Genomic DNA, 16,780 nt, shown 5'->3' on the forward strand with positions numbered 1-16,780 from the left:
GTTAGCCGATGAGCGCGACCTGCGCGCCGTTTTTCAAGCCGGCGGCGTTGGCCTCTTCGGTATCAATATGAAACTCCAGCGCGAAGTCTTCGCGTACCCGCACGACTACTTCATCGAAGGTCAGCTGGCGTTCACCGTTGCTGCGGACGCTAACCTTCTGGCCGTTGGTGACGTTCAGCTGGCGGGCGTCCTGCGGCGACATATGGATATGCCGCCAGGCGCAGATCACCTGAGACCGCAGTTCAACGTGGCCTGCCGGGCCGATCAGCAGCGCGCTGCCCGCATTCTCCAGCTGGCCGGATTCGCGAACCGGTGCTTTGATGCCGAGGGTAAAGCAGTCGGCGCGGGAGATTTCCAGCTGCGATACCGGGCGGGTTGGGCCGAGGACGCGCACGTGGGTGAGCGAGCCCTTCGGACCGACCACAGTGACGCACTCCTGGGCGGCGAACTGTCCCGGCTGACGCAGCGGCTTAAACGGTGTCAGGACATAGCCCTTGCCAAACAACGCTTCGACGTCCTGCTGCGCCAGATGGACGTGACGGTTAGAGATGCCGACCGGGATAGCCGGCGCAACGTGGCTCAGGCGGGCGGCGATTTTTTCATGGAGCAGGGTGTCGATCATGCCTTCTTCCCTTTCCTCATCGCCGCGTTTTTATCTTCCGTCGCCGCGGGCGCGGCGGCGGGCTCAGTGGGTTCCCTTGTTTCCACAGCGGCGGGTGCGACGATTTCAGCCTCAAGCGGGGCTGCAGCGGCAGCTTTCGCACGCGGCGGATGGCCTTTGAGGGTGCTGAGGGCTTCCACGACGCTGCGTTCCGGACGAGCAATCGTCAGGGATTTCACCTGCGGGTCGATAAGCTCAGCGACGGCCACGCCGCGTTCGATGGCGGTGTGAATCGCGCTGATCTCCCCCTCAAAGCAGACGCTAACCAGCCCCGATCCGACTTTGCGGTAGCCAAAGCAGGTCACTCCTGCGCTTTTACAGGCGGCATCTACGGCCTGAACGGCGGCAACTAACCCTCGCGTTTCAATTACGCCTAAACTTTTCATTGTCGGCTCCTGTTAATGGCGGACTAAGCGAATATCAAAATCAAACTGCGTGAAGAACGTTTCCAGCCGGTCTAACTCTTCGGCGGAATATGTCGGGTCCCGGGCGATGGGGTAGGGCATATCGAGGCGCTCATATTTTTTGCGCCCGAGCTGGTGGTACGGCAGCATATCGATGCGGCGGATATTTCCGCGCTTCGCCAGCTTTTGGACATAATCAATGGCCCCGGTAATGGCATCGAACGAGTCGTTATAGCCGCGAACCAGCGGCATGCGGATAATGACGTTAGCGCCGGAATCCACCAGCCACTCCAGGTTGCGGCGAATGCCTTCGTTGCCAATGCCAAATAACGCTTTATGGTGCTCGCTATTAATTTGCTTAATATCGAATAAGAAGGTGTCGGTCACCGGCGCCAGCTTTTGATAATTAGCCAGCGGCGTAGTGCCCTGCGTTTCCACGGCGGTATTGAGCATCATCTTTTTGCATTCGCTAAAGAGCGCTACGGCAAAATCGGTCTGCAGGCTCATTTCTCCGCCGCCGATGGTGACGCCGCCGCCGGAGGAGATATAAAAGTCGTAGTCCTGCATGATGATCTCCATCAGTTCGCTGACGGTGACATCTTTACCCATAATATCCAGCGCGTTCTGCGTGCAGATCTCTTCGCACTTGCGGCAGCCGATGCAGTCTTTATTGCGGTTGACGAAGTGCTTCATTTCGCCGTTTTCTTCCGCCCGATAATGAATTCCCGCCGGGCAGACGTTGACGCAGTCGCCGCAGTTAATGCATTTATCCTGGGAGAACATCACCTGAAACTGGCTATTCAGCCCTTCCGGGTTAGCGCACCACGGGCAGCGAATATTGCAGCCTTTGAAAAAAACCAGCGTGCGGATCCCATCGCCGTCATAGATCGAATATTTCTGAATATTGAATATTCGCCCGGTTAATTCTTGTTTTGCGCTCACATTTACCTCCAGAAATACGATCGGGACATCCGTGTCCAAAAACGTCCGTGTTTTTATCAGAACTTCTCAATTACCGTACGGCTGATAATCTCGTCCTGAACTTCTTTGCACAGCTCAACGAAGTAGGCGCTGTAGCCCGCGACGCGGACGATCAGATCGCGGTATTTTTCCGGCTCCTGCTGGGCTTTTTTCAGCACTTCGTTATCGACATAGCTGAACTGCATCTGGCCATTGCCGAGAATCGACGCGGTGCGCAGCAGGGTAATCAGGCCGTGACGACCTTCCGGGGTATCCAGTAGCCCTTTGAGGAACTTGAAGTTGTGCACCATGCCGATATTCATGGTTTCGACGTTCATCTTGCTCACCGACTTGATGATCGCCGTCGGACCCTGCTTATCCGCGCCCTGAGTCGGGCTGATACCGTCGGAGAGCGGCATCCACGCCAGGCGACCGTTCGGCGTGGCGTTGGTCAGCTCACCGATCGGCGTGTTGTTGGAGATGGATAGTGTGCCGTGGCTCAGGGTGGAGTAGAGCATCTTGTACTTACGGCACTCGCGCTCGGTCCACTCGGTGATATCCAGTGCATACTGGTCAACGTAGTTATCATCGTTGCCGTATTTCGGCGCGTTAAGGCAGTCGCGACGCAGGCCTTCAAAGCCTTCGAAGTTCGCCAGCAGCGCGTCGCGCATCTGCTCAAGGGTGTATTTCTTATCTTCAAACACCAGCTTACGAATCGCCGCCATGGAATCGACGTAGGTCGCCAGACCGGAGAAGATCAGCCCCGGGCCGTGGTTGATCATCGCGCCGCCGGCGGCAACGTCTTTCCCTTTTTCCATGCAGCCTTCTACCAGCAGCGACATCAGCGGCTTCGGCGCCACGTCGCGGTGCACGCGCTGGCTGATGACCGTACCGATCGCCGACAGGCGTACGATATGGGCAATCTGTTTTTTCACCGCCGCGTCGAACGCTTCGAAGGTGTGCAGGTCGCGCAGGTCGCCGGTATCCAGCCCCTGATAGCTGTCAAACAGCACCATCCGACCGCGGTTTAAAACGAACTCAATGGCGATGGGCCACTGGGTGTAGCCGGTGGAGGTCCACTGGTAGATGCGGCCGGATTTCTGCGGCTCAACGCAGCCCATCAGGCAGTAGTCGCGGGCGTCTTCGAAATCGAAGCCTTTTCGCAGCATCATCTTGATATGGGAGTCGTCGAAGTGGCAGGCCGGGAAGCCCATCCCCGCTTTGACGACGTCGACGATTTTTTCCATATACTTCTGCGGCGACTGGTTGTGAATACGGCAGGCCAGCGACGGCTGGTAAACCTTCACGAAGCGCACGGCGTCCATGATCAGATAAGTCAGGTCGTTACAGGCATCGCCGCCGGAGCGCTTCTGACCGCCGACGGTCAGGTTGATAAACGGCTGATAGCCGGCGAAATATTTCGCCCCCAGCTCGCTGGACATCCACATCAGCTCGGCGCATTTGATGATAAACGCCTGCAGCAGCTCCAGAGCGGTGTCGTGAGTCAGGCGGCCTTCGCGGATATCGGCTTCAAACATCGGGTAGCAGTACTGGTCTACGCGACCCAGGGACAGCCCGGTCTGGTTCTCTTCAATTTCAAACAGCGATTCCACGGTCCAGATGCTCTGCAGTGCCTCCTGCAGCGTTTTCGGCGGGTTCGCCGGCACGTTCTGGTTCACCTCAGCGATGGTCAGTAGCTCGGCGCGGCGCTGGGCGTTCTGTTCAACGGCGGCCAGTTCGCGGGCGCGGGCGGCGATGCGGTGTGCGTAGTTAATCACCCCTTCGCAGGTTTCAATGGCCGCCTTGTAGTAGTAAATACGGTCGATATCTTCCGGGTTTTCCATGCTCAGGCTGGCAAGATGCGCCTCGGCGTCGGCTTTAATGCCGTTCATCCCTTTGGTAAACAGCAGCACATCGTAGCCCGGGCAGGTGTCGCCGCCGCCGTTGATCTGGTGGTAGGAGAGGTCGCTGACGAAGGTTTCGCCGCTGAATGCCCATACGCCGGCTTCGCGGTACTGGGCTTCGCAGATTTCGTCCAGCGAGCGGCCTTCCCAGAACGGTACGATCTCTTCGCGGATGGTTTTTTTATCTGCTTCGCTGATCTCAAACGGATCCTGCGGACGTGTGCTCATGGTGTCGAGTTCGTCGCGCACCCAGCGCCAGGCGATATCCGGCGAGAAGGCGCCCGCGCGCGGTTTGCCGCACGGATGACCGACGATCAGCTCATCATCCTGAATCAGAATCGGCGCGGTTTCGCAGGCGTGGCGGAAGGCTTTGGCGCGCAGCAGAATTGTCGGCATGCCGGGGTTGGCTTTGACCACTTCGGTAAAGGCCAGCGCGCGATAGATAGAGACGCTCGGGCGCACGGTCAGGTAGTGGTTGCGCAGGCGCTGCATGCGCGGAGTCAGCCCTTCTGCTGCCGGCGTATCGCCGGCGGCGGCAAACGGGGCGGCGGAAACGTGTTGTACTCCCTTGAACAGACGCACCGGCAGATTCAGGGCGCTCAGGTTTTGCTGCGCGCTGAGGAACATGTCGGAGAGTTCGTTGATGCGCGCATTCTCAAGGCTTGCGCCGTGCAGCATGGCGTCAAACATCGGATAACCGTCGATCGCGCAGGCGGCGCGCACTTCGCACAGTTCCGCCAGCTTGAACCACAGCGATTCGACGATTTCATACGCCTGCTGCGGGGAGAGCGCGCCGTTGTTGATATCGTGCTGGTAGTAAGGCAGCAGGGCTTTGTCGGCGCCTTCCGGGTTGACGGCGTAGCTGCCGTTATCCAGCTGGAGCGCCAGCTGGAACAGATAAAAGGCCTGGCACGCCTCTTTGAAGCTGCGCGCCGGATGCGCCGGAACATGGTGCAGAATGGCGGCGCTGTCCAGCAGTTCCGCCCGGCGGTAAGCGTTGGTTTCCGCGGCGGCCAGCTGTTCCGCGCTGTTGGCCAGGTTTTGCGCCAGCGCCAGCAGGGCATCGCAGGCGTAGATGGCCGCACGGCAGCCGTTGACTTCGTCCATGCCGCTGCGGCTGACGGCGCTGCCCAGCGCGCGGGTTTTCTCTTCCAGCTGATGTTTTATCGCCAGTACGCCTTTTTCGACCACCAGCTTGTAATCCGGGGAGTCGAGATCGCTATTCAGATTGAGAAACTGGAACGCGGACGGGCGACGGGCGGCGCTCTCGTCGTGGAAAATCGCCCCGTGCGGTTTGCGGGTCTGGTTGCCGACGATCAGCTCGTCGGCGCTGATGCACAGCGGCAGCTGGCGCATCAGTTCATAGAAACGGCGCGCCGGTTTGACGGCGGCGGGAACCCCGGCGATATCGCCATCAAGGGCGTTGAGCGTGGTGGCATGTTCGGTGCACAGGGTGCTTTTTTGTGAGAGTAAACGTTCTGCCAACACTTTGACGCGCGGCGTTAAGCTGTAGTGTGCCATGGGTAAGGTTCTCCAAATCTTGTTATCAGTGGCCCTGAACGGCGTTGCCGGTCCATGCCCGGCGATAGAGTTCGGTCAGTGCGTGAGCATCCGGCGCGCGTGGGTTCGTCGGGGTACAGCTGTCGCGTAACGCCTGGCCGACCATCTCCGCCAGCCGTTGTTCAAACTCGTCTGCAAGGACGCCGGTATCGCGGATGCCGGCCGGCATGCTCATTTCGTCTTTAAGCGCCTGAATGGCGACCAGCAGACTGGCGACGCCCTGGCGGGTAGTGGCCGCAGGCAGATCCAGCAGATGGGCTAATCGGGCATATTTGCGGGCGGCATCGGTATCGCACAGCCCGTGATAATCGGCGTTCCAGGCCACCACGTCCGCCATCAGCAGGGCGTTGGCGCGACCGTGGGGGACGCGAAACACGCCGCCGAGCGCGTGGGCAAGGCTGTGGGTAATGCCCAGCGAGGCGTTGGTGAAGGCCATGCCCGCCATGCAGGAAGCGTTGTGCATCTTTTCCCGCGCCAGCAGGTCGGCACCGTTGCGCCAGCAGGTCGGCAGAAAGCGAAATACCTGCTGCACCACTTTCTCCGCCAGCGCATCGGAAAAGTCGCTGGCGGCGAGGGAGACATAGGCTTCCAGCGAGTGACACAGCACGTCCATACCGGTATCGGCGGTGATCGCCGGCGGCACCGAGGCCACCAGCGCCGGGTCAAGAATGGCGATATCCGGCAGCAGCGACGGGTCCACCAGTACCAGCTTCTCGGCGTGTGCTTTTACCACTGAAAAGGCGGTGACTTCAGAGCCGGTGCCGCTGGTGGTGGGGATCGCCACAAAGCAGGGCGGCTCGCGGTGAGCGTCCGGACGGGTTTGCGCCAGGGCGAAAATAACCGCTTTGGCTGCATCAATCACCGAACCGCCGCCCAGCGCGATAACCAGATCCGGATAGCTGGTATCCATCCGCTTCATACCGCGCACCACGGTGGTGATATCCGGGTCGGCCACCACGTCGTCCCAGACCTGGAAAGCGATGCCGCGCGCATGGAGGATCTGCGTGACGCGATCGGCGAGGCCAAACTTAACCATCGCCTGGTCGGTGACCAGCAGCACGTTGCGGGCGGGCAGCTCGTTCAGGATGGCAAGCGCATCCTGACCAAAGCGAATCCGGGGTTTCAGCAAAAATTCACTCATTGGGTTATTGACTCCTTAAGCGTCCCGAAACACGTTCTCGACAATGGCGACCACCGACATGGCCTTGTAGCGCTCTTTGTTGAGCGCCAGGTACTCTTCGGCCAGCACGATGTCGTGCATACCGGCGCCGACGCTATCAACGGCAACCCAGGTCTGGTCTTTCATCGGCTGCTGGTCATCATCCAATTTGACGATCAGCAGCAGGTTGCTGCCCCGTAGCTCATCGCACTTCTGCGTGGCGACGACATGTCCGACTACCTTTGCGAGAATCATTGTTTTTATCGCCTTATATCAATGTGTTACTTACCGAGGCGTTCCAGCACCTGGCGGATGACGCGTTCCACGTTTTGCTCATTAATCTCGCTTTCCGCGCCGACGACGGCGGCAGCCGCAAAGCGATCGTCGGCGCTGGCCGGATGGGCTGCGGTGGCGGCGGTCGCCGGGGCGTTAAAACGTTCATCGTCGAAGATGCTGCGGTTCGGGCCGGACGCCGGGCTGACGATGGTCGGCTGCGGTTCCGGGCGGCTACCCGGCGCGCGCAGTTCATCGATGGAGCGAACGCCGTAGCCCACTTTGCGGATGTTGAGCAGGTTCATCGGTCCGACGTTATCTGAGCTGGAGCCGCCGCCGACTGCGCCGCAGCCGAGGGTCAGGGCCGGAGTGATATTGGTGGTCGCACCGATGCCACCCAGCGCCGCCGGGGTGTTGATCAGAATGCGGTTAACCGGTTTTTCCAGGCAGAACTGGCGGATGACGTCCTGATTGCGGGTGTGGATCACCAGCGTGTGGCCGAGGCCTTCGTTGGTCAACAGTTCCACGACGCGGTGACAGGCGGCTTTCCAGTCCTCTTCGACGTACAGGCCGAGTACCGGGCACAGTTTTTCCCGCGAGTAGGGGTTGGTATGCGATACCGTGGTCTGCTCGGCAATCAGCACTCGGGTGCTGGCCGGGACGCAGAAACCGGCCATCTGGCTCAGATAGAGCGCGGTTTTACCCACCACTTTAGGGTTGATGGTGCCGTTGGGACGCAGCAGCAGGGCCGCCATTTTCGCCGCTTCGTTTTCGTTCATGAAGTACGCGCCCTGCGCTTCCAGTTCGCGATGCACTTCGTCGTAGATGCAGCGTTCGACGATAATCGACTGCTCGGAGGCGCAGATCACGCCGTTATCGAAGGTTTTACTGGTGATGATATCTTTCACTGCGTGGGGGATATCGGCGCTGCGTTCGATAAACGCCGGGCCGTTACCCGGACCGCCGCTAATGGTCGGCGTGCCGGACGCGTAGGCGGCGCGCACCATGCCTTCGCCGCCGGTCGCCAGGATCAGCGACACGTCTTTGCTGTGCATCAGCTCTGAGGTGGCTTCGAGGGTCAGTTGGCTAATGGCGTCGACGCTACCGGCAGGCGCCCCTGCCGCTTCCGCCGCGCGCTTCACGATTTCAATCGCTTTCCAGCTGCACTGGCGGGCGCCGGGATGCGGGGAGAAGATAATCGCGTTGCCGGCCTTCAGGGCAATCAGCGTTTTGTAGATGACCGTGGAGGTCGGGTTGGTCGACGGTACCAGCGCACAAATCACCCCCAGCGGCACGCCCACGTCCATCACTTTTTGTAGCGGATCGTCATGAATGATGCCGACGGTCTTCATATCTTTGATGGCGTCGTAGACGCGCAGCGAGGCGAAGCGGTTCTTCAGCACTTTGTCCTGCCAGTTGCCAAAACCGGTTTCTTCCGCGGCCATTTTCGCCAGCGCTTCTGCATGATGCGCTGCTTCCTGGGCCACGTTCTTCACGATGGCGTCGATTTGCTGCTGCGAAAAGGTGGCCAGAATCGCCTGCGCCTTTTTGGCATTGCGCACCAGTTCCCGGGCGTTCTGCCGGGACTGCAAATCGTTATCCAGTTCAATCATGAGTCTATCCTTCATCAGACTAAAAGAGTGGAGACGGGGCGCGCCCTGTCAGGTCATGCTTTGTGCTGCGCCGCGATTTTTTCGATGTCGTTATGCGGACGCGCGATGACGCGAGAGGTGACGACTTCGCCGATGCGTTTTGCCGCTTCCACGCCGGAATCTACCGCGGCATTCACCGCGCCGACGTCGCCCTTCACCATCGCGGTGACCAGGCCGGAGCCGACATTTTCATAGCCAATCAGCTCAACGTTAGCGGCTTTGCACATCGCATCCGCCGCTTCAATACAGGCCACCAGACCTTTGGTTTCGATAAGCCCTAGCGCTTCTTTCATCAGGTTTTTCTCCGGTTAATCTATGATTTTGTAATGCGAGACGATTTTGTTGATGTCGTTATGCGGGCGGGCGATAACCAGAGAAGTCACCACTTCGCCGATGCGCTGCGCGGATTCGACGCCGGAATCCACCGCCGCTTTCACCGCGCCGACGTCGCCCTTCACCATCGCGGTGACGAGGCCGGAGCCGACGTTTTCATAGCCAATCAGTTCAACGTTGGCGGCTTTACACATGGCATCCGCCGCTTCGATACAGGCCACCAGACCTTTGGTTTCGATCAGACCTAATGCATCACCCATTTGCGTTCTCCTGGCCATCAGGCCTTGTGTTTAATGACGATTTTGTTGATGTCGTTATGCGGACGAGCGATAACCAGCGAGGTCACCACTTCACCGATGCGCTGCGCGGATTCCACGCCGGAATCCACAGCCGCTTTCACTGCGCCGACGTCGCCCTTCACCATGACGGTCACCAGCCCCGAGCCGATGTTTTCATAGCTAATCAGCTCGACGTTGGCGGCTTTACACATCGCATCCGCGGCTTCAATGCAGGCCACCAGACCTTTGGTTTCGATAAGCCCTAATGCATCACCCATGGTTTCTCCTCCAGAACAGGTTTTGTGATTCGGAAAACCGACCGCGTAACGGCGTCAGGACGCGGATGCGGCGTTCGGGGTTCACTATAGGGAATGGCGAATGAAGTGAAATTTAAATCTGCTGACGTGGTATTTTTAGTCTTTTACTCTGTGATTTAGATTAGTTAAGGCGATTATTTATGCATTTGTGCTGCGATGGCGGGGAGGATTGAGTGACGATTGTGGCGCTTTTTTCACCATTTAGCCTGAGGCGGATTGATGTTAATAAGTTGCTAATTTATTGCAGATCGGGGGTAATTTATTCCCATGCTAAGTGTGGGGAGGATCGTGTTTTCTTCGGCAGGCTAAATGCAAAACGTGCGGTTTTACTAACGGGAAAGCGAGGAAGGAAAAGCGGGTGTGAGCTTAGTCAAGCTTGCTGCCGGACTTCAGCGTGCAGACGTAGAGCGGGGAGTTGATAGAGCTGAGAAGAATGGCTTTCTCATTGAGCTTCTGTGCGTTCAGGAACAGGCCATCGTGGCTGTCGGACATCTCGCGCATAAAGTAGTCGAAGATCACGTCCGGCGACTCATCGATGGACGAGGCGCTGGATTCCCACTTGCTGATGCGATAGTGGCGCTCGGTGGTGGAGATGCGCTTGCTGGTGTAGCTGAATTTGACGTAGCGCTGGAGGTAAAGCCAGCCGGCGGCGGAATCGGTGTAGCCTTCAACGACCATCGACCCTTTGCCGTTGGCGGCAAAGTTGAAATGGATATTGCCGTTAACGTTCTCCTTCTCCATGTTCTCAAAGCGCATAATCGCTTTTGTCGAACAGCTCATTACCCCGCCTTTTTCGACCGGCAGCAGCTTCCAGGCGCAGAACCCGGCGGCGGCAATAAACACCAGGCTGGAGAGGGCGAAAAAGGGGCGCGGGGCGATTCTCATTGCGGCTTCCATGAATAATAAAAATAGTTATCGCAGTAGCTGAACGGGTTATCTTCATGCATCGCGCAGTGGGCGAGGAACACCCGGCCCAGACCGTTGGTTTCCAGCCGGTCGCCATAGAAGAAGACGAAGCGTTCGCCGGGCTTGCACTCCAGCTTCAGGCGCTGGCGTACAGCATCAAAATTCTTGCCGTAGGCGCTTTCGGCAACGGATCGCAGCATCTCATCGCTGGCCAGCAGTTCGCACTGGCTGTGGCGTATTTGCGTCAGGGTAATGGGGTGCGCTGTGCTGCCGCCGAGAAAACTGCAGACCACCAGCAGCAGGGCGATGGTGAGCAGGCAGCCGCCGGCCAGATACCAGCAGGTGCCGCGCGCGTGGCGACTGGAGACGGTCTTCTGTTCTGCCGGGGCGGTGGCCAGATCTGGCTCAGCTTCTGCCGCAGGCGCCGGTTCCGGCTCCGGGCTGGCGTCGAGCATCTCGATAGCGAGGTCCGGATTGAGCTGCAGCAATCCGCGCGATACGGTGACGATAATGTTGTCGATATCGTAGTGGCGAAAGGTTTTGCGCAGCATGCTCAGATATTGATTGAGATTGCTGTTGGATGAGGTTAACCCATTGTCATCCCAGACTTTTTTAAGCACTTCGTCGCGGCTGACCACCTCGGTGTGGCGCAGGAAGAACCACAGCAGCGCGTTGGCGGTGATGGACAGCTGGCTGTCCGCCTCATCGCTTCCCGGTAACGTTAGCGTGCCGTCCATTGCATCATAAATAAGACGGCCATGGATGTTATAGCGCATCGTGGCCTCAACATGCTTCACGCAGGAAGCGTCATCTTCGTCAAATCGCTGACCAGCGACTGCCGGTGCCTGGGGCTCATGGTGCGCCCCTCGGTTAATTCCGATAGCCAGATGCCGTCCGCCGCATAGCGCACCAGCGTGCCGGTATGGCTATTGTCCAGTTCATCCCCTTTCGCCAGATGGTCCAGCATCCAGTCGCGCCAGCATTTTCGCAGCACCGGTTCATCCGGCATGGCCAGCGACAGCACCATCAGCTGGCGGCTCTCCTGGGTGTCCGTGAGTTCCGGCGCCGACAGATAGCGCAGATAGGCGCGGGTAAATCGGCCATAAGAGACGTTATCCGCGGCCATAAGCTCTGAAATCGCTTCTTCCATAATCGCCAGCAGACGGGCAAAGAGAGCGAAAATCAGCGCCTGCTTGTTGGGGAAATGGTGCAGTAAGCCGCCTTTGCTGACGCCCGCTTCGCGCGCGACGGCGTTCAGCGACAGCGAGGCGATACCGTCCCGACCGGCGATAGTGGCTGCGGATTCCAGCAGCTGCTTATGCAGGCGGACAGGATCTTTTTTACGATGTTGGGCTTCCATATTCATGGCCCGAATCATACCGACCAGACGGTATGATTATTCTTGATCGCTATCAATATGCGAAGGGGCGTAGCGGGGCGCGATGCCGTTATTGCGTGGAGGCTCACAGTTCACCTTATGAATTGTGGTGATATTCGCCGCGCCGCGAATATCACCCACCGAGATTCACACAGGCTTCACGTGGATAGCGAGGCCATTTTCTCCAGGCGCCAGCTCCGGACGCAGGTTCAGAGAGGGGATCAAATAGTCGCCGTGATTCTGACGGCGGAAGGGAATGGGCGGCGTTTCAGAGAGGGTATCCAGCCGCCGGGCCAGCTCCTCGCGCAGGATGGCGAAGCGCTGTTCATCGAGTTTGTCGGTGCGGTAGAACACCACCGGCGGCAGCACCTCAAATCCGGGATAGAACAGCATCCCGTGCTGAATGGGGAACAGAATGTCGTCGATAGACCCGTTAATTCCACGCGGAGCATAGTGCTCCGCCCATCCGCCGGCGGTAACGACCAGCATCGCCCGTTTACCCGCGAACGTGCCTTCGCCGTAGCGATCGCCCCAGTGCGTATCGCTGTGCTCGCCGACGCCGTAGGCAAACCCGTAAGCGTAAACCCGATCAATCCAGCCTTTCATGATGGCGGGCAGTGAAAACCACCACAGCGGGAACTGGAAAATCACCGTATCGGCCCACAGCAGCTTCTCCTGTTCGCCCACGATATCCGCGCTCTGCGTGCCGTGAGCGAAAGCATATTGCGAATCTCGCGTCGCCCGCCAGCTTGCACCCACCGGCGGGGCGCTGCTGTCGTCGGCATCAAATCCCGCCTTCCAGCGCATGGCGTAGAGATCGGACACCTGCACGTCGTGACCGGCGTTTTGCAGATGCTGCACGGTAAAATCTTTCAGCGCGCCGTTAAGTGAACGCGGTTCAGGATGGGCGTAAACCAGTAATATTTTCATTGAAATCATCTCAGCATAAGGGAGAGCTGCAGAGTAGAGTTGGCGGCGCTATAGTAGAAATGAATTACTTTAATGACAGGTATAGTCATGGTTAATCTCCAGCGTCTGGATCTCAATCTGCTACGCACGCTTCACGTCCTGCTTAGCGAAAATAACGTCACCCGGGCGGCGCAGCGCCTCAACCTGTCGCAGCCGTCGGTTAGCGTCCAACTGGCGAGACTGCGGGAAATTTTCGCCGACCCGCTGCTGCTGCCGGGGCCACGCGGAATGCAGCCCACCGCCCGCGCCGATGAACTGCGCGGGCTGCTGCGCGATGCGCTGCTGGCGCTGGAGCTGGCGGTGGCGCCGGTTCAGCCTTTTGACCCGGCCACGGCGGCGCAGACCTGGCGGGTGGCGGCGACCGACTATATGGCGTCGGCGATTTTGCTGCCGGCGCTCAACGCGCTGCGCATCGCCTCTCCGGCCAGCCGTCTGGCGCTGTTTGAGCTGCAGCCTTCGCGGCTGGTTCAGCAGGCGGATCGCGACGAAGTGGATCTGTTTTTTCACACGCGCGATGGTGCACCGCCCGCGCTGCATCAGCGTTTGTTGTTCCACGAACGCTACGTGCTTGCCGGGCGGGCCGGGCACCCGGCGCTGCAGTCGGCGTTAACTCTGGCGCAGTTCTGCCAGCTGGAACAGGTGATTGTCTCGCCGGACGGCGGAGGATTCAGCGCCGCGACCGATAGCGCGCTGGCGAATCTCGGTCTGGCGCGGCGAGTTGTCCTTTCCGTGCCACATTTCCTGTTTATGCTGGAGACGCTGCGCAATAGCGAGCTGGTGGCGGTGCTGCCGGAGCGGCTGGTGAGCGGAGCAGAGGGGCTGACGGTGGTCGAACCGCCGCTGGCGGTCGCCGGGTTTGAGATGCTGATGCTGTGGCACGAGCGCTGGCACCGCGATCCGGCGCACCGGTGGCTGCGCCAGCAAATCGTAACGTCATTAGAGGATAAACCATGTTAAGCGGATTAAATCACCTGACCCTGGCGGTCAGCCAGTTGGTACCGAGCGTGGCGTTTTATCAGCAGCTGCCGGGGATGACGCTGCACGCCCGCTGGGATAACGGCGCGTATTTTTCCTGCGGCGACCTCTGGCTGTGCCTGTCGCTGGACCCGCAGCGGCGCGTTACCCCGCCGGAGGAGAGCGACTACACCCACTATGCTTTCAGCATTGCGGAGGCGGATTTCGCGCTTTTTGCCGGACGGCTGAATGCGGCTGGCGTTCCGGTTTGGAAAACCAATAAAAGCGAAGGCGCGTCGCACTATTTTCTCGACCCGGACGGCCACAAGCTGGAGCTGCATGTTGGCAACCTCGCCCAGCGCCTGGCGGCGTGCCGGGCGAAGCCCTATAAAGGTATGGTGTTTTTTGGCGAGGACGAACAGGCGGCCGGGAACCCGTAGCCCGGCTAAGCGTAGCGCGAGCCGGGGAAAAGCGGAGGCTGCATTGCGCGTTGTTTCCCCGGAGGCGGCGCTTGACGCGCCTTGTCCGGGCTACCGGCTCGCAGACGGCCGGGAACCCGTAGCCCGGCTAAGCGCAGCGCGAGCCGGGGAGATAAATCGCGCTAGCCTTCCAGCTTCAGTTCCACATTGCGCTTGAGCACCAGGCGCATCAGCAGGTAATAGACCACGCCAACCGCCAGCCAGCTCAGCCCAAGCACCTTGGCCTGCACGTCCATCTCATAAATCACAAAGCCGATAATGCACAGGCCAATCACCGGGAACAGCAGGTGCATCAACAGATTGCGTGACTTATTGCGGATCAGATAGTGGTTGATGACCGCAATATGCAGCACCAGGAAGCCCATCAGCGCGCCGAAGTTCACCAGACGGCTGAGGTTATCAATATCACCATAGAACCAGAGGCCGGAAGCTAGCGAAATCAGCGCCACAAACAGGGTGCTAACGTAAGGCGTTTTCAGCCGCGGGTGCACTTTTGCCAGCAGCTGCGGCAGCTGCTTGTCGCGCGCCATCGCAAACAGAATGCGCGACACGGCGGCCTGCGCCACCAGGGCGTTGGCAATCCCCCAGGAGATCACCGTCGACCACATGGTGACATACTTCAGCCAGCCGCCGCCCGCCAGATTCGCGGTATCGTAGAAGGCGGTATCGAGGCTGCTAAACGTCATGCCCTGCGCCAGATCGGCGGCAATCCACGTCTGCAGGATAAACAGCGAACCGACCAGCATCAGCGCGCCCAGCGACGCCTTACCCACGGTATCTACGCCGCCTTTCGTTTCCTCCGACAGCGTGGAGATCCCGTCGAAGCCGAGGAAAGAGAGCACGGCGATGGAGACCGCGCCCATCACCAGCGGCAGGCTGAACTTATCGGCGTTATAGAGCGGGTCGAGGGTCAGATGGCCCGCCCCGGCGCCGGAGTAGAGCGCAATCAGCCCGAGAACGACGAACACCGATAGCACCACGATCTCCGCGATCAGAATCGTGTTATTGGCGCGCGCGGTAAAGGTAATGCCGCGCAGGTTAATCAGGCTGTTAATCGCAATAAAGCCGACAATCCACAGCCAGCCCGGCACGCCAGGCAGCATAGGCGCCAGCGCCGCCGCGCTGACGATGTAGAGCAGCGAGGGCACCAGAATATAGTCCAGCAGGATCAGCCAGCCGGCAAAAAAGCCGACAATCGGATGAATACCGCGCTGGGCATACGCGTATACCGATCCGGAGACCGGGAACGCGCGCGACATCGACCAGTAGCTCATGGCGGTAAAGAACATCGCCATCATACCGATGAGATAGGCCAGCGCCACCATGCCCTGCGCGCCGTCCCAGACGTAGCCAAAGACGCCAAACGGCGCGATGGGTACCATAAATATCATGCCGTAGACCAGCAGATCGCGGAAGGTCAGCGCCCGATGCAGCTCCTGCTTATAGCCAAATTGTTCAACGCTCATGCCTGCTCCCCTTCGATGCTCAGGGAGAGCTGCTGCGCCACCGATTTGGGTAACGCATAGCGGCAGGTTTTCAGCGGGTCGACTACCTGACAGATTTGCAGGTCGCCGGCGATGCTCAGAATACTGATCGCTTCAGCCAGCGTCAGGGAGGTATTGTCGGCGATAAAATGCGCCATATTACGGGTGGCCAGGGCGGCGGCATCATCAAGCGTCTGTGCCGAAGCGAGGGTAAACAGGGTCTCGCTGTTTTCGAGCATCGGCAGCGGCAGGCGGCGGTTTTTAACCACCGTCAGTTCGACCAGCACTTCGCCGGGGATTTCCAGACCGCAGACCGAGACTTCACCATCGCCCATCGCGGCGTGTAAATCGCCCAGCCCGAACAGCGCGCCGGGAACGTTGACCGGCAGCCACAGGGTGCTGCCGGCGGTAATCATTTTGCAGTCCATATTGCCGCCGTGGCTATCCGGCGTGCCGCAGGAGATGGCTTCCCCGGCAGGCGCGACGCCGATCACGCCGACCATCGGGTTGAGCGGGACGCGCACGTTGCCGGGCAGCACGGCATGGTCGTTTTCAATCGGGACGATAGTGACCTTCGGGGCATCAAGCTCATCGCCAATCACTCCGAGCTGCGGCGCGGTGACCATCACCGCCTGATTGCTCGTCAGGGTAATGCGCTTGATGGTGACCTTGAGCGCATCACCCGGCTCGGCGCCCTCGACGTACACCGGCCCGGTCGCCGGGTTGATGCGTTGCCAGTCCAGTTCATTGAACACGGCATCGGCGGAGGTGATTTGGTCGGAGAAGCAGTCGCAGGTTTCAAACAGCACTTCGCTTCCGCTGCTGACGGTAGCGACAGGAGCGTTATCGCGCGACATGGCGTAGACCACCTGGTCTTTGGTTATTTTCATGACATTCATCCCGGTTATATTGTTGCGTTTTTTATATTTAGAGTTTCCCGCAGGGGGAAGGAGTGAATTTATCGGGATTATTACAGGAAGGCAATCAGGTCAGGTTTTCCAAAAATAAATGATATATATTTGCTGATGAATCATGCGGTTAAATATTTTATTCTAATATTTTTATATGCTGGTTATTAAATTGTTTGGCTGTTCAATGTTGTATTACTG

The 16,780-nt window shown here is 59.1% G+C and carries 18 protein-coding genes; 2 read left to right on the forward strand and 16 right to left on the reverse strand.

Translation table 11 applies throughout. The features are described 5' to 3' along the window. Position 1: 1 nt before the first annotated feature. The 14 genes from ABLV12_RS15400 to ABLV12_RS15465 all read right to left on the reverse strand — a co-directional run bounded on the left by ABLV12_RS15400 (position 2) and on the right by ABLV12_RS15465 (position 12,715). Positions 2-622, reverse strand: a complete 621-nt coding sequence (locus tag ABLV12_RS15400; protein WP_004108682.1) for a phosphate propanoyltransferase — start codon at positions 620-622, stop codon at positions 2-4. Further along, the gene (locus ABLV12_RS15405) at positions 619-1,047 is read right to left on the reverse strand and encodes a BMC domain-containing protein (protein ID WP_004108679.1); all 429 of its coding nucleotides are present in this window, start codon (positions 1,045-1,047) and stop codon (positions 619-621) included. Before ABLV12_RS15405 ends, ABLV12_RS15400 begins: the two co-directional genes overlap by 4 nt. Before the next feature lie 12 nt (positions 1,048-1,059). Further along, positions 1,060-2,007: a choline TMA-lyase-activating enzyme gene (gene cutD / locus ABLV12_RS15410; protein ID WP_016807794.1), complete on the reverse strand. Its 948-nt coding sequence runs from the start codon at positions 2,005-2,007 to the stop codon at positions 1,060-1,062. 56 nt (positions 2,008-2,063) lie between these two features. Continuing rightward, complete coding sequence (gene cutC, locus ABLV12_RS15415; RefSeq protein WP_016807795.1) at positions 2,064-5,450, reverse strand: choline trimethylamine-lyase; 3,387 nt, start codon at positions 5,448-5,450, stop codon at positions 2,064-2,066. A 25-nt stretch (positions 5,451-5,475) separates the two neighbouring features. Beyond that, positions 5,476-6,630 (reverse strand): 1-propanol dehydrogenase PduQ, encoded by a 1,155-nt coding sequence (locus tag ABLV12_RS15420; RefSeq protein ID WP_348867139.1) that lies wholly within the window; start codon positions 6,628-6,630, stop codon positions 5,476-5,478. Positions 6,631-6,645: 15 nt separating this feature from the next. After that, positions 6,646-6,903 (reverse strand): EutN/CcmL family microcompartment protein, encoded by a 258-nt coding sequence (locus tag ABLV12_RS15425; protein WP_004098229.1) that lies wholly within the window; start codon positions 6,901-6,903, stop codon positions 6,646-6,648. A 26-nt stretch (positions 6,904-6,929) separates the two neighbouring features. Continuing rightward, entirely contained in the window at positions 6,930-8,534 is a 1,605-nt protein-coding gene (locus ABLV12_RS15430; RefSeq protein WP_064398557.1) for an acetaldehyde dehydrogenase (acetylating), read from the reverse strand. Positions 8,535-8,587: 53 nt separating this feature from the next. Further along, a complete protein-coding gene (locus ABLV12_RS15435; protein ID WP_002442217.1) occupies positions 8,588-8,866 on the reverse strand; it encodes a BMC domain-containing protein in 279 nt (92 codons plus the stop codon). 15 nt (positions 8,867-8,881) lie between these two features. Further along, on the reverse strand, positions 8,882-9,166 hold the full coding sequence (locus tag ABLV12_RS15440; protein WP_004108664.1) for a BMC domain-containing protein: 285 nt from the start codon (positions 9,164-9,166) through the stop codon (positions 8,882-8,884). A 17-nt stretch (positions 9,167-9,183) separates the two neighbouring features. Then, the gene (locus tag ABLV12_RS15445; protein WP_004098239.1) at positions 9,184-9,462 is read right to left on the reverse strand and encodes a BMC domain-containing protein; all 279 of its coding nucleotides are present in this window, start codon (positions 9,460-9,462) and stop codon (positions 9,184-9,186) included. A gap of 405 nt (positions 9,463-9,867) precedes the next feature. Further along, positions 9,868-10,386, reverse strand: coding sequence for a FidL-like protein (locus tag ABLV12_RS15450; RefSeq protein ID WP_348867140.1), 519 nt, complete (start codon positions 10,384-10,386; stop codon positions 9,868-9,870). Beyond that, entirely contained in the window at positions 10,383-11,183 is an 801-nt protein-coding gene (locus ABLV12_RS15455; protein WP_004110280.1) for a helix-turn-helix domain-containing protein, read from the reverse strand. Before ABLV12_RS15455 ends, ABLV12_RS15450 begins: the two co-directional genes overlap by 4 nt. Positions 11,184-11,200: 17 nt before the next feature. Beyond that, on the reverse strand, positions 11,201-11,785 hold the full coding sequence (locus ABLV12_RS15460) for a TetR/AcrR family transcriptional regulator (RefSeq protein ID WP_023320276.1): 585 nt from the start codon (positions 11,783-11,785) through the stop codon (positions 11,201-11,203). A 147-nt stretch (positions 11,786-11,932) separates the two neighbouring features. Then, entirely contained in the window at positions 11,933-12,715 is a 783-nt protein-coding gene (locus ABLV12_RS15465) for an NAD(P)H-dependent oxidoreductase (RefSeq protein ID WP_348867141.1), read from the reverse strand. 87 nt (positions 12,716-12,802) lie between these two features. Here ABLV12_RS15465 and ABLV12_RS15470 point away from each other — a divergent pair, with 87 nt between their 5' ends. Together ABLV12_RS15470 and ABLV12_RS15475 are read left to right on the forward strand one after the other, a co-directional pair. Beyond that, entirely contained in the window at positions 12,803-13,711 is a 909-nt protein-coding gene (locus tag ABLV12_RS15470) for a LysR family transcriptional regulator (protein ID WP_224314013.1), read from the forward strand. Beyond that, positions 13,705-14,148: a FosA family fosfomycin resistance glutathione transferase gene (locus tag ABLV12_RS15475; protein WP_200145559.1), complete on the forward strand. Its 444-nt coding sequence runs from the start codon at positions 13,705-13,707 to the stop codon at positions 14,146-14,148. Before ABLV12_RS15470 ends, ABLV12_RS15475 begins: the two co-directional genes overlap by 7 nt. 161 nt (positions 14,149-14,309) lie before the next feature. Here the strand turns inward: ABLV12_RS15475 and ABLV12_RS15480 are convergent, their stop codons facing one another. Together ABLV12_RS15480 and ABLV12_RS15485 are read right to left on the reverse strand one after the other, a co-directional pair. Continuing rightward, positions 14,310-15,653, reverse strand: coding sequence for an APC family permease (locus ABLV12_RS15480; RefSeq protein WP_348867142.1), 1,344 nt, complete (start codon positions 15,651-15,653; stop codon positions 14,310-14,312). Then, entirely contained in the window at positions 15,650-16,561 is a 912-nt protein-coding gene (locus tag ABLV12_RS15485) for an acetamidase/formamidase family protein (RefSeq protein ID WP_064398555.1), read from the reverse strand. Before ABLV12_RS15485 ends, ABLV12_RS15480 begins: the two co-directional genes overlap by 4 nt. Positions 16,562-16,780: the final 219 nt, after the last annotated feature.

This window comes from Klebsiella sp. CN_Kp100 (assembly GCF_040065315.1).
GTDB classification, from domain to species: domain Bacteria; phylum Pseudomonadota; class Gammaproteobacteria; order Enterobacterales; family Enterobacteriaceae; genus Klebsiella; species Klebsiella oxytoca.